Origin of the sequence: Wolbachia endosymbiont (group B) of Villa cingulata (genome assembly GCF_964028285.1) — a bacterium.
GTDB lineage: Bacteria > Pseudomonadota > Alphaproteobacteria > Rickettsiales > Anaplasmataceae > Wolbachia.
The window spans coordinates 975,011-988,813 of sequence record NZ_OZ034766.1 but is presented as its reverse complement, the minus strand read 5'-3'; the positions used below and the strand labels follow the sequence as shown (position 1 = coordinate 988,813).

At 33.6% G+C, this 13,803-nt stretch carries 11 protein-coding genes and 1 tRNA gene; 6 read left to right on the top strand and 6 right to left on the bottom strand.

All coding sequences use genetic code 11. The features are described 5' to 3' along the window. Window positions 1-44: 44 nt before the first annotated feature. Window positions 45-782: an ABC transporter ATP-binding protein gene (locus ABWU52_RS05070; RefSeq protein ID WP_007302769.1), complete on the bottom strand. Its 738-nt coding sequence runs from the start codon at window positions 780-782 to the stop codon at window positions 45-47. 151 nt (window positions 783-933) lie between these two features. Between ABWU52_RS05070 and ABWU52_RS05065 the strand changes: the two genes are divergently transcribed. Beyond that, window positions 934-1,007 (top strand) — tRNA-Arg (locus ABWU52_RS05065). A gap of 66 nt (window positions 1,008-1,073) precedes the next feature. Here ABWU52_RS05065 and ABWU52_RS05060 read toward each other — a convergent pair. Then, on the bottom strand, window positions 1,074-2,426 hold the full coding sequence (locus ABWU52_RS05060; protein WP_353276454.1) for an ankyrin repeat domain-containing protein: 1,353 nt from the start codon (window positions 2,424-2,426) through the stop codon (window positions 1,074-1,076). 113 nt (window positions 2,427-2,539) lie between these two features. On the opposite strand from ABWU52_RS05060, the gene glpX reads away from it, so the two are divergent. Then, window positions 2,540-3,463 (top strand): class II fructose-bisphosphatase, encoded by a 924-nt coding sequence (gene glpX, locus ABWU52_RS05055; protein ID WP_353277737.1) that lies wholly within the window; start codon window positions 2,540-2,542, stop codon window positions 3,461-3,463. 140 nt (window positions 3,464-3,603) lie between these two features. Further along, complete coding sequence (locus ABWU52_RS05050) at window positions 3,604-5,031, top strand: hypothetical protein (RefSeq protein ID WP_353276453.1); 1,428 nt, start codon at window positions 3,604-3,606, stop codon at window positions 5,029-5,031. Between the two features lie 7 nt (window positions 5,032-5,038). Here the strand turns inward: ABWU52_RS05050 and ychF are convergent, their stop codons facing one another. After that, window positions 5,039-6,133 (bottom strand): redox-regulated ATPase YchF, encoded by a 1,095-nt coding sequence (gene ychF, locus ABWU52_RS05045; protein WP_353276452.1) that lies wholly within the window; start codon window positions 6,131-6,133, stop codon window positions 5,039-5,041. A gap of 102 nt (window positions 6,134-6,235) precedes the next feature. On the opposite strand from ychF, the gene ABWU52_RS05040 reads away from it, so the two are divergent. After that, on the top strand, window positions 6,236-7,687 hold the full coding sequence (locus ABWU52_RS05040; RefSeq protein ID WP_353276451.1) for a hypothetical protein: 1,452 nt from the start codon (window positions 6,236-6,238) through the stop codon (window positions 7,685-7,687). Between the two features lie 395 nt (window positions 7,688-8,082). Here ABWU52_RS05040 and ABWU52_RS05035 read toward each other — a convergent pair whose 3' ends face one another. Then, a complete protein-coding gene (locus tag ABWU52_RS05035) occupies window positions 8,083-8,859 on the bottom strand; it encodes an enoyl-ACP reductase (RefSeq protein WP_353276450.1) in 777 nt (258 codons plus the stop codon). A gap of 417 nt (window positions 8,860-9,276) precedes the next feature. Beyond that, on the bottom strand, window positions 9,277-10,101 hold the full coding sequence (locus ABWU52_RS05030; RefSeq protein WP_353276449.1) for a hypothetical protein: 825 nt from the start codon (window positions 10,099-10,101) through the stop codon (window positions 9,277-9,279). A 186-nt stretch (window positions 10,102-10,287) separates the two neighbouring features. Here ABWU52_RS05030 and ABWU52_RS05025 point away from each other — a divergent pair, with 186 nt between their 5' ends. Beyond that, on the top strand, window positions 10,288-11,436 hold the full coding sequence (locus ABWU52_RS05025; protein ID WP_353276448.1) for an IS5 family transposase: 1,149 nt from the start codon (window positions 10,288-10,290) through the stop codon (window positions 11,434-11,436). 892 nt (window positions 11,437-12,328) lie between these two features. Here ABWU52_RS05025 and ftsY read toward each other — a convergent pair. Further along, window positions 12,329-13,240 carry a signal recognition particle-docking protein FtsY gene (ftsY, locus tag ABWU52_RS05020; protein ID WP_019236959.1) on the bottom strand — a complete coding sequence of 304 codons (912 nt, stop codon included), beginning with the start codon at window positions 13,238-13,240 and terminating at the stop codon, window positions 12,329-12,331. 176 nt (window positions 13,241-13,416) lie between these two features. Here ftsY and iscU point away from each other — a divergent pair, with 176 nt between their 5' ends. Continuing rightward, window positions 13,417-13,800 carry a Fe-S cluster assembly scaffold IscU gene (gene iscU, locus ABWU52_RS05015; RefSeq protein ID WP_353276447.1) on the top strand — a complete coding sequence of 128 codons (384 nt, stop codon included), beginning with the start codon at window positions 13,417-13,419 and terminating at the stop codon, window positions 13,798-13,800. The last annotated feature ends 3 nt before the right edge of the window (window positions 13,801-13,803 follow it).

The following is a 13,803-nucleotide window of genomic DNA, read 5'->3' as shown; positions in this document are numbered from 1 at the left end:
AGAGTTTTTAATTATCTTATAATAGTTTTAGCCTAACATTAAGTTTAGTTTAGCTGTAGAGTAAAAGGAAGCTCACTAAAAAATTTTGCTAACGTATCATCTTTAGGTCTGTGGTATATGTAGCTAGGAACTCCTGATTGAATAATTTTACCATTTTTCATCACGTAAATAAAATCTGCAACTTTCAACGCTTCTTGCGGATCATGAGTTACCATGAGTACAGGAATATTTTTGCTTCTAAAAAGTGACAATATATGGTGCCTTATTCGATATTTGAGCAGTATATCTAAATTAGAAAATGGTTCATCGAGCAAAACAACATCAGGATTTTGCGCCATTACTCTTGCTATTGCAACTAATTGTTGCTGTCCTCCTGATAAAGCATGAGGGTACATGTTTTCATATTTTTCTATATTAAATAGCTTTAAGATTTCCAATGCAGTAAGGTATTTTTCTTTCTTAGAAGTACTGCAAATAGCAAAAGTTATATTTTCTATTACTGTTTTATGAGGAAATAATGCAGAATGCTGAAAAATCAATCCGATATTTCTACGCTCTATAGCAATTGACACTTTGTTACTTGCAACTAATTTATCATTTATAACAATGGTTCCAGATTTTGGATTTTCTATTCCTGCGATTAATTTTAGAATTGTTGACTTGCCACAGCCAGAATGACCTAGTAAACAGGCAACACTTCCTTTCTTCACTTGAATGTTGATGTTGCTTAAAGCAAAGCCATCTTGATTACTATAAAAGTAACTAATATTGTTAACTAGCATTAATCTTTCAATTGGAATCGTATTATTAAATATAACAGTATTACATTCAAGAAATACAGAAATATTTTTTATTATTGTGAATTAATTGTACAGGGTGCCTAGAAAAATGCGAGACTTTTTGCTATAATTTTGCATAAATAGCAGAAGACATGGGACTATAGCTCAGTAGGATAGAGCGTTGGATTCCTAATCCGAAGGCCGTGCGTTCGAATCGCACTAGTCCCACTTAATTTTGATAAAGTGGTTTAACAATCAAGAAATTATAATTGGTTTGAAAAGTGATTCTAGGAGCTAGATTGCATGGTTTCTCAAACTTGAATTTACAGGTTCAACCTTATTTTCTCTCATTTCGCTGTAACTTGGAAGTGTAAAATTTTTTACATGTAATCCAGTTACCATTACAACTAAAATAGCTAGGACACTGCAAACTAATGCACCAGCTAAAGATGGAACCGTCACAGCAGCAGCAACAAACAATCCTGCAATAACAACTCCAACAACATCACTCCTTAATGAGGTGTAAAAACTCTCCTTACTTTTTTTGTATTTAGTTTCTTTTTCATGTGGTGGAGAAAATTGAGCCTTTACAAAGCCGTTAGCTTTCTTATCATTATTTGGTGTGACAGTTGGGCCAGTCCTTATTGATACAGGTGCTTCATTTTTGTTATTATTACCATTAGTACTAACTGGAGGCGCTGTTGCTACAGATCTATTACCAACGTTTCCATTACTGCTGCAAGGTTTTGCTCTATTTTCTTTTACATTAGGTGTTTCTGGTGTAATAAAGTTTAAAAGCACCTGAGTAATTTCTTCTTGTGTATTATTCATAGCCAACTCTAAAGCTGCTTGTCTGCTTTTATCATTTACATAACTTAAAAATGCTTCAACTTCTTGAACATTACCTTGGATAATAGCAAGACGCAGAGCGTTAAATTTTTCTTCTTCATTAAATTTACCACTATCCAAGAGTATCTTTATAACATCAGCTTGTTTATTTATTGCAGCTGTACCCAACACAGTTTTGGAAGCAGTATCTTTAAAATCGATTCCGATATTTAAATTTGTGAGTAACTCAACAGTCTTTAAAAATATACTACGATCTTCGGTAATATAAGGTCCTTCTGAACGGACAGCATAATAAAGCAAGGTCCAACCATCTTGGTTTGTTATTTTTATATCTATTTTCTCTTTTTTAAGCTCATTACTAAACTCCTCAGCAGTTATATTAGAATTATTAGTTACAATTTTCCTTATCTTATTGTATGACATAGAAAATTGATCATCTTCATTTTTGTTGCTAAGTTCTGCTCTATCTTCTTCTACATTAGGTGTATTTTGCTCTTCCTTTTCCTTGTTTTCATCAGCAGTTACTTGTTCTTGCTCAGGAAGCTTGAATCCATTTTTAAGGAAAAATTCCCTAACACGTAGGTAGTCATTTTCATATGCAAGTTTTAAAAGTAAATCTCCTAATGAATTGTTCCCTTCGCATTTACTTTGCAAATCAATGTCTTTAAATTTAGCCTTTCTTCTTAACCTATTTTGCAAGCTTTCAAGGGTGATTTTATTGTTGTACCTATTATCATTAATTAAAAAGCTATCTGCATCTAGACATAACTCTCTGATGTCCTCCTTACTGTACAGCATAATTAAACCTACTATTACGATGTTTTATTATATCAATTCCATCAAAATTAGTCAAGGAATCTTGCAGTCTCAAATGGCATGATATATATTGATTTATCATTCTCAAGTAAATGATGGAAGATTTAGCCTATAAGTTAGTGAAAGTAACCGAAGCTGCAGCACTTGCTGCATATAAATTGGCAGGCCTTGGTAATGAAAAAAAGGCCGATCAGGTTGCAGTTGATGCAATGCGTACGGTGCTAAACTCAATGGAAATAAATGGTACAATTGTGATTGGGGAAGGGGAGAGGGACGAAGCACCGATGCTATATATCGGAGAAAAAGTTGGCACAGGAAGTGGCCCTGAGATTGACATCGCTGTTGATCCACTTGAAGGCACTACGATTTGCGCTCATTATAAACAAGGGGCAATGTCTGTTCTTGCTGCAACAAAAAAAGGTAATTTTTTACATGCACCTGATGTTTATATGGAAAAGATAGCAGTGGGAAAAAATCTCCCAGAGGGTGTAGTCTCACTAAAAAATAGGATTGAGAAGAATCTGGACAATTTAGCCAAGGCAAAAGGATGTAAAGCAAGTGATCTTATAGTAACTGTACTTAAACGTGAAAGACATGATGAATTAATAGCAAAAATTAGGAAGCTAGGAGCAAAAGTGAAATTAATAGATGATGGTGATGTTGCAGCCATAGTTTCGCTAATAAATGGCAATCACGATATGTATATCGGCACAGGAGGAGCTCCAGAAGGAGTGCTTGCAGCAGCAGCGCTAAGCTCAATCGGTGGGCAGATAGAAGGAAGATTAATATTTGACACGGATCAATTAAAAGAAAGAGCAAAAAATTTGAATATCACTGACCCAGAAAAAATCTACACCGTGAAAGACATGGCAAAAAGTGAATCAGTGTTTATTGCAACTGGAGTAACAAATGGAGAGTTTGTGGATGGAGTAAAGTTTGGCCAAGATATTTGTCTGACTAATTCATTAATAATATTGCCTGGTAAAGTAATAAAAATACAAATAAAATCAATATCTTAAACATTTGTTATATGCTAATTATAAAATTTTATAGAAGGAAGACTTATAATTGTCTTAAAAAAATGAATTTACATATTAATTTTAGCTTTACAACATTTGGCATTAAGTTATAGTTAAATAGTAATACTAAGAGGTGCTTAATGTTTAGTTCACTAATTAATTTTTTTACTAATACGTCTAAAAAGAAAAGTTCTCAACCTGAAGAAAATAATAATTCTTTCTCTAACAGCACAGAAAGTTTATTAGTCCAATCTACTAAAAAAAATCCTCAACTTGATGATCAAAGTAGAACTAACCCATCTCTTCAAACAAATCTTCAATTTAGTGAGGATGATGTAAAAAACGTGCTCCAAGACTTCAAAAAATTGGATTATAATGATAGTAAGTGTTTTAACAAAATAGCAGAGAAGTATAAAAAAGAGAGAGGCCTTTTTGACTATGTAGTGTTAAGCAAGCAAAAGGAGATAATCAATATATTAGATAATAAGCTTCCTGATCTCAAAAGACAAGAAGAGTTTAGAAAAAGATTGGGTGAGTATATTTATTCTAGTATTAAAGATGGAATGAGTTATGGAGAAAAGCTCCAAAGTACACTTCAGTTTCTTAAAGGTAGGGCAGAAGAAGTATTATCAGATTTTAAAAATTTGAAATTCGATTTTAAGGATAATAAATGTGAAGACCCTAATGATTATGTAAATTATAATAGCGGCCGGCCGGCAGATCCATTTGATAAAATAGCAAATTATTATCGAAGAAAAAGGGATATTTTTCTTTTTAACTATGCGATATTGAGTCAGCAAAAAGAAATAATGAATATATTAGATAAGAAGTTTACTAATGAAGATCAGAAAAAGAATTTTGAAAATAGGTTAGGTAGATATCTTATTCGAATTGAAGAAGGGATGAATGATGCAAAAGAATTTCTAAAAGAAAATGGTCTAGTAGGCTTTTTTGATGGACGTTATTGGCCAGGCGAAAATGCAGAAGTTAATCATTATGATAATCTTAGTGTAAATATTATTAAACCTGAAAAGAGTTTAGAAACAAGCCATCTTTTCACTAACAAAATTGAAAGGATGGAAAGAAATAAAAATGAGGTAAAAAGAGCAAAAATATACAGCGATGGTAAACTAATTGTAACGATTGAAAAGAATGATAAGCAACAAAGAAATTACCGCTTTGCAAAAGATGCAACATGCGATATGAAAATTAGGTGGAGTGCAGAAGATGAGAAAGGTAATTCTATTAAATGCTTTATTAGTTTAAATGTAAATCCTAGTGAAATTGAGATTGGTCAGGCAACTATTAATGGTGAAAATGTTCAAGTAAGGGAAATTTTAGAATTAGCTAAGCAAAATAAGGATATGCTTATAGAAAATCAAGCTTTATATGAATTTTTAGAAGAATGTCTGGAGAACGTATTATGTGAGGAAGAGAAGAATATACAACCACAGGGAAAAGAAGTTGTTACAACACCTAGCTCCATTCTCCATGGCGTGGAACTAGATAAGATCAGCGAAGAGGAAGCCATAAAGAAAGGCTGGACTCCCGGGTACTTTGGTAATTAGATGTATACTACACATTAAACCTAAAGTGCATTATATCACCATCTTGCACTATATAGTCTCTGCCTTCGAAGCGAGTTTTCCCTGCATCTTTGCAAGCTGATTCGCTTCCATATTTTATATAATCTGCAAAGCTTATCGTTTCTGCTTTTATAAAGCCTTTTTCAAAATCAGTGTGAATTACACCTGCTGCTTTGTCAGCTGTTGATCCTATCTTTATTGGCCATGCCCGTGCTTCTTTAGGGCCTACAGTAAAAAAAGTTATCATACTCAGCACTTCATACATAATACGCGCTACTCCATCAAGTCCTGATTCTTGTAAGCCAAATTCTGACAAAAAACTCTGTTTTTCTTCTTCGCTACCAAGATTTGCAATATCTGCTTCGAGTTTTGCTGAAATACAATAAAATTTGCTTTTATTTTCCTTCGCCATTTTTTCCACTCTTTTAGATAGTTCATTGCCAGTTATGATATGTGTATCTTCAACATTGCAGACGTACATAACCGGCTTTGTTGTTAGCAATTGAAGCAACTTCATTTCATCTTCATCAATATTCTCCAAGCTTCTTGCCGGTTTACCTAATTTTAAAGTAGCTAATACCTCTTGCATTAATTCAAGTTGTCTCTTTAGCTCTTTATCACCTTGCTTTGCTTTCTTTTCCAATTGAGGAAGCCTTTTTTCTATGCTATCAATATCAGCTAGAATTAACTCCATTTCCACTATTTCAGCATCTGATATTGGATCTATTTTACTGTTTACATGGCTGATATCGTCATCCGTAAAGCACCTGAGCAGATGAACAATGGCATCAACTTCTCTGATATGACTCAAAAATTTATTTCCTAGTCCTTCACCCTTGCTCGCACCCTTAACCAAGCCGGCAATATCGACAACTTCCAGTTGATTGTAGATTATTTTCCCTGAGTGAGCAATCGCGACAATTTGTTTCAAACGCTGATCTCGTATTGGCACTTTGCCAACATTTGGCTCGATTGTGCAAAAAGGATAATTTGCAGCTTCAGCTGCACTTGACTCTGTAAGTGCATTAAATAAAGTTGATTTTCCTATATTTGGTAACCCAACTATACCACAGTTAAAGCTCATATTTGCTATTTAAAGCCTTAATTATTGCATAATTTAAAAATTTCTGCTATACTTAATTAGTTACAATTTTGTTGGTATATAGCTTAAATTAAGGTAAAAACTATGACTACAGCTAAGAAACGGAAACTACCAAGTGACTTTCATGATGTTGAGGTTGGAATAGAAAGGCCCAGGATATTAGGGCAAATGAATGTACCTAGGAAACGGAAATCATCAAGTGGTCTTCACGGTGTTGAAAGTCCGAAAAGGTTCAAGAGCTTTGGGCAAGAAATAACTCTTTTAAATAGTAATTCTTACACTAACGATTTCTATGAAGGTAAACTTAGTGATGTTGTAGGGCAGTCCGTTAGTGATGTGGAACAAAAACTTTCTAGCAGTCAAGTAGCTAAGTATGATACTGCAGGAGATGGCAATTGCTTTTTCCATGCCGTGTTTGGTGAAAATAGTTCTGATGTATACAAAACTGACAAAGCTCAAGCAATGCGTAAAGAGTGGCGCGAATTTTTAAATCAGTTTAAATCATTGAATGATCCGAAAATGCCAAATGCTCTTAAGCAACACTTGAGAACATTCTTTGTAGATCTATTGAGTAACACTGGGGAAGTGCTTAATGTACCAAAAGAGATGAAAGAGCTCATTGAGGAAATAAATAAAAAAGTTGACGATATAATAAATGAAAGTGTTGAAAGAACGAAAGCTTTAAAAAATAACATTATAGAAAAGTTTTCTGAAGATGAAAAATTTTGTAATGAGATATATGAAGTAATAAAGCAAGCTACCAATGCATATAATGAGCGTAATGCGCAGCAAAGAGATTTACTTAGTATTGAAGATTTACTAAAGAAAGAAAATGAGAAAACATTGTATAATAGAGTAGAGGAAGAGCTTGAGTCTTGTGCATATAGACTTGACACCACGCTTACTAAAGAAAAATATAAAGAGGAATATATAATTAATAACGACAGAATATTAGATTCAGTTATTGGTCAAAAAGACTTCTATCAGACTTATCTCAAAGCAATACAAAAACAAGGGTATTTTGTTTTTCACGGTGAAATCCCTATTTTAGCTTCTTTATCTAATACTGAAATCGAAGCATATTTTGAGGGTCAGGAAGGTATGACAATATATAAACCAGACCCAAACATGATAAATCCTGAGTATGTAAGGAAAGATGAATTATGGGGCAATAAGAAGAAGGAAGTAATATACCTGGGTGGAAACCATTACTCTAGAGCTAGGGTTATAACTAAGGAAATTCAAGAGCAAGAAGACTTTCAATTAGCAAAAGAACTTCAATTAGATGAAATTTTGGAGTATTGTAACCTTTCAAAGGATATCTCTGAGAGAGCAGAGGTTGAGAAGAGGCTTGATGAGTTATTGGCAAAAAATGCTGATGGAAAAATTGGTGATGTTATAGGGCAGTGCATTAGTGATGTACAGCAACGTATAAAATGCCTTGAGGAGCCAGTCTTATCAAGAAGGTGCAGTGTGGAAGAAGCACGTGTAGAAAAAACATTTTATCAACAACAAGTACCACAACCTGTAAGATAAGTCTTCATAGTCTATATACTTCTATAGGGGGCATTCTATAATAAAAGCCATGCTCATTTTTAACCACTGCTTAATAAGAATAAAGTCTTAGCAAAACAAACATAAGAACAATAGGATTTCTTGCTTGCAAAGCAACTCCAAGATCGGGAGGAAAAAGACTTTTTCCTTGCAAGGCAACTTCAAGAGCAACCCTCACGCACAATCTCTTAACCCAAATGGAAGAAGTAAAAATAGAAGATCAGCGGCAACAAATACTTGTAAAATAATAACTCTATGGTTAATATGCGAAGATTTAAGTAAAAAATGTTGTCATTCTAGTAGCTGATACTAGGCTCCAATGTCAATTACTCGGATAACAAAAAAACACAGGCTTCACATGCATCTGCAGTACTGTATTAGTCTACTATCTTCATTCCCACAACATTATACCCTGAATCAACATGTAAAATTTCTCCAGTTGTACCACTACTCAGGTCGCTTAATAAGTATAGTGCTGCCTTGCCAACATCTTCTATTGTAACATTGCGTCTAAGTGGAGAATTACTTCTATTCCATTCCGATATGGAGTGAAAGTCACTTATTCCAGAAGATGCCAAAGTTCTGATTGGACCAGCAGAAATTGCATTTACTCTGATGTTCTGTGGTCCGAGATCACATGCTATATATTTTACACTTGCTTCAAGTGCTGCTTTACATAAACCCATCACATTATAATTTGGCATAACTTTTTCAGCACCATAGTAAGATAAAGTAAGTAAACTACCGCCATTTAACATCATTTTTTCCGCTCTTTGCGCTAAAGCAGTAAAAGAATAGCACGATATATGCATTGCATTAATAAAGTTGTTTAGTGAAGTATTGACATATTTACCATTTAGCTCATTTTTATCGGAGAATGCTATTGCATGTACCAAAAAATCAATAGCACCCCACTTCTCCCTTATTTCCTTAAAAGCATTATCTATAGTTTCCTCATTTGAAACATTACAGTGCAATATTAACTCTACATTTAATTCACTTGCTATTGGTAATAATTTCTCTTTTATTGTTTCATTTTGATAAGTGATTGCAAGCTCAGCTCCATGTTCTGAGAGGGTCTTTGCTATACCATATGCTATTGACCTCTTATTTATTATTCCGGTTATTAACCCTTTTTTGCCCTGCAATATCATAGAATTATTTGCCTTTTTTATAATTTGAAATATTAACTAGGCAAAGTCAATTATGTTTTAACTGTAGCTAACGTATAAAAATTACTTCCGCACATTTCCAATCTCATTATAATTACAATTAGAGATATTTTAAGAGCTCAAAATCTATCTTTAGTCTGCAGACTTTTTAATCAAACTTATTAAAAAATATATTCTTCAGTGTATATCTGTCGTATATGCACTGCATTTTTTTCTAACTTTTTTTACACAGGAGGATTTTATGTCCAGAATTCCAGATACTTGACCTTTACTTTAAAACCAACTGGCGCCTATGGTTTTTATAAAAAGATTACAGGAAATAAAAACACTCTAGAGAACATGAAATAAGGATACTGAAATATAAGCTGCCTACATTTGCAAGCAGCTCATAAAGTCTTCTTATTTACTTACTCCTTGAGCAGAAGAAAGTTGTTTTGATATAGTCACACTTTCCATACTTGTTGAAGGATTCTGTGAAATTTTTACTATTTCAGAACCTTCTTTACGTAAGTAGGATAGTGCATCATACAAGGACTTCGCTTCGTATTGTTTTCCTACTTTTACTTCTTTATGTGCAGCTATTTGCTCCCAAGTGATATCATTGCTTTCAATAAGCTTGATAGAACCGTCATCACTAATATTAATTTTCATTTTACACTCTTTTTCTTCATCGTACCAATTCAAAGTCATGTTATATGAGCCATTAGCTACTTCATAAATTCTTACTCCATGCTCATCAACTCGTCCACGCATTCCTCTTTTTTCATCTCCAGGTAGCAACAATGTAACCGCCGTTATCCTATTGCTTTCAAAAAAATCATTAGTTAAAATATTACTAATGTTTATTTTTCCTTTATTATCATTCAGCACAATTCTTGCAGTCAACATAGTTCTAATTGGACTTCTCACTCTAAGCTGTACAGATTCTACATCACTGTTTTCTATGTGTTGAGCAATTTCTTGCTTAGTTTCATCAATAATCTTGCCTTTTAGATATTTACCGTGATTTTCATTTTCTGAATTATAAGGAGAGCTATCAGCATCATCACAATCTAAATATTCAATTTTGCGGTCATGCTTGGTACCTAAAAATGGATGATCATCTTCTCTCACCCTATTATTCGGAGGAAAATTGAAAGTCCTATTCCATTTATCACTTGACACTGGTCCAGGTGTTCCTTGAACAGCCTCAGAGTTTTTTTCTTTAGAAGAATTACTTAACATTATATACCCCCTTATTCTATAAAGTGCCTTATCTTAGAATGTTTTTAACATATGTCAAATAAAAATTTTGACATATTTGGCACAAAAGCGTTTTAAATAATAAGAGCAAAATGGACAAATCTATTTCGTGAGTAACCAAAAACCGTTTTGTATTCATTCAGACAAGGAAAAATAGCAGATAGTGTCATGCAAGTAGCTGACACCCTTTTGGTGGACCACACACACAACTTTACAAACATTGCAATATGTCACATAGTAAATGACGTCATTCCAGTGCTTGACACTGGAATGGCTTTGTTGCATAGGTCAAATAAAAAGAACTGGCAGTTACTGACAAAATTCACTATAAGACAAGCATTTAACCTACTAAAGAAAAATATGCCACAAAAAATGAGAGTCAGTAACTGCCATGAATATAACAAATTTCTCCAAGAGAGGGGAAATATTTTTTATTACGTCAATGATGCCATAGAAAATTGGTACGAAAAAGGTCCAAAAATGGCTGGTGGCAACTATATTTATAGCGATAAGGTCGTGATTCTGGTTCACATAATAACTTGTTTATTTAGAATAGGTCTGAGACAAACAGCGGGATTTATAGCAGGGTACCTTGAGCAAGTAAGGAAAAACTTGCAAGTTATTAGCTATTCCCAGGCCTCAAGAAGGCTTAAAAAACTTAACATCAAAATTAATGATCGAAGACATGATAAAAATAATACAGAAGATATTGAGATTGCCATAGATAGTACTGGAATAAGCATCTACAATAATATTCCAGGTCATAGCAAGGCAAATGGTACAGATAGAAAGTATCGCCGCTATGAGCAAACAAGAAAACTGCATGTAATGCTAGAGATAGGTAGCAAAAAAGTTATAGCAGCAAAATACAGTGGCGGAGTTTATTCTGACCACTATGGAGCATGTGATCTTATTGCAAGGATTGATGTTAAATATAATATAAGCACACTATATGCAGACAGGGCATATAATCGAAAGAAGTTATACAAACTGTGCGATGAGCTTGACATAAAGACAAGGATTCCTCCGCAAAATAATGCAGTAGAGCATCCAAAGTTGGATTATATGGATGAGAGAAATTCTACAATCAAGCTCATAAAGTCATATGATGAAGATGGTATGAAGAGGTGGAAAAAAGAGATAAATTATGGGAAGAGATCTTATATAGAAAGTTTTTTCTCGCGACTGAAGCAAACATTTGGGTTTAGTTTTAGAAACAAATCTGAGGTTAATCGTGAGAGAGAACTGCTACTCAAGTGTTATTTGCTTAACAAATTTACTGATATAGGCATGGCTAAATTTGAGATAGCTTCATGAATTTATTCCACGTTACCTACTATCCGAAGAGTGATGCAACAAAGCCATTCCAGTTTCACGCACTGACCATTTGCTGTTTTTACTCATAACTACCTTGTCTGGACGAATACGAAAACAAGTAGCTAATTATCGCATAAAAAAAAGAAGATGTAGAATATCTTCTTTTTTGTGATTAAAGATACATTAAATCTTGATTGTGTATTTCCTCTTCTATAAGCAATAATTTTTCGCTCTCATCAAAGAGACTTTTTGCGCTAGCTGCTAATTTCTCACTAATTTGTGGTAGACATTGTCATAATATACTCCTTAAATTTTTAAAATATATTTATGTTGGTATACAAGTATCAATATTACATTAATATAATTACTTTTTAGGCATGAGTGACAAGCTGAAGTGGTTTTTGGTTGCCCACAAAACATATTAGATCCTTATTTCATATTCTTTAAAATATTTTTTTTCTTATACTTTCTTTATAAAAACCATGGGCGCCCATTGATTTTTATTGGCTAAAGTAAAGATCAAGTATCTGGAATTCTGGACATAAAATCCTCCTGTATAAAAAAGAGTTAGGAAAAAATGCAGTGCACATACGACAGACATACACTGAAGAATACATTTTTTAATAAGTTTGATTAAAAAGTCTGCAGACTAAAGATAGATTTTGAGCTCTTAAAATATCTCTATTTGTAATTATAATGAGATTGAAAATATGCGGAAGTAATTTTTATACGTTAGCTATCTATAACGGCTCACCCAACTCACTTGCAATCTGGATCCCAGACTGGGATGACAAGAAAAGGCTACTCAAATAGGAAGTACTGGAATGATACCATCTAAAAACGGCTTCTCATGATAATTAAGCTTGGTCATATGAGAAAATTAAAGAGATCTTCAATCACATTTAAACAGCGCTTCAGCAAACTCTTTGCCAGTAAATTCCCTCAGGTCTTCTATACTTTCACCAATTCCTATAGCGTGTAATTTCACCTTATAAGCTTCTGCAAGCCCAATCACTACTCCACCTTTGGCAGTACCATCTAGCTTCGTTACAATTAACCCGGTAACACCAACCATTTTACTAAAGGCCTCTAATTGGCTATAAGCATTTTGGCCAGTAGTTGCATCAAGAACTAAAATAACATCATGAGGAGCAGTATCATCCAATTTCTTTATCGTTCTATGTATTTTTGACAGCTCTTGCATGAGATTTACATTGTTTTGTAGCCTTCCTGCTGTATCAATTAAAACAACATCAACGCTATCTTTTATCGCTTGATTTACAGCTCTATATGCCACACTTGCAGAATCGCTACCGTGCTCTCCAGTAACAATAGAGCAATCAGAACGTTCTGCCCAAATATTTAATTGCTCACTCGCAGCAGCTCTGAATGTGTCGCACGCAACAAGCATAACGGATTTTCCTTTTTCCTTATATTTATAGGCAAGTTTACCTATAGTTGTAGTTTTTCCATTACCATTCACTCCGCATACCATTATTATGTGTGGTTTTTTATTCAAAATGAGCGGCTGCACAACAGGGTTTAATATTGTTTCTATTTCGCTCATTAACTGCTGTGTGATAATGTTATGTTCAACTTCTGATTCAAATTTGATACTTGCGAGCTTATCAATAAGCAATCTAGAAGTTTTATGACCTATATCCATGCTAATCAGCAGCTCTTCCAGATCATCTAAAAGCGACTGATCTAATTTTTTTTTGCCAGAAAAAATATTTTTTACTCCATCACTAAAACGGGAGGAGGTTTTTAATAGTCCTTGATAAAGATTACTGAATAAACTCAAGAAATACTCCTTCTAAAATTACCATATAAAGAATGACATGCACTATATGTATTTGTAAAGTAAATACACTCGTAACCTATATATTTTGTTAGTAAAATGTACCGCTTGCTAGTGTATTTTACTTTAGTTTTTAACCTAAATATGTTATAATGTAAGTAATGGTTTACGGGTAATCTATGAGTTATAATGAGAAAATTTTAGATCATTACGAAAATCCAAGGAATGTTGGTTCTCTGGATAAAAATGATCCAAATGTTGGTACTGGTTTAGTTGGTGCACCATCATGCGGAGATGTAATGAAACTGCAAATAAAGGTCAACGATAAAGGTGTTATTGAAGACGCAAAATTTAAAACTTTTGGTTGTGGTTCTGCTATAGCTTCAAGTTCTTTGCTTACAGAAATGATCAAAGGAAAAACTATTGAGAATGTAACAAAGATAAAGAATACTCAAATAGTGGAAGAATTGTCTTTGCCGCCAGTAAAGATACACTGTTCAGTACTTGCTGAGGATGCTATAAAAGCTGCTATTCATGATTATCAAAATAAACAAAAAAATTGAGGA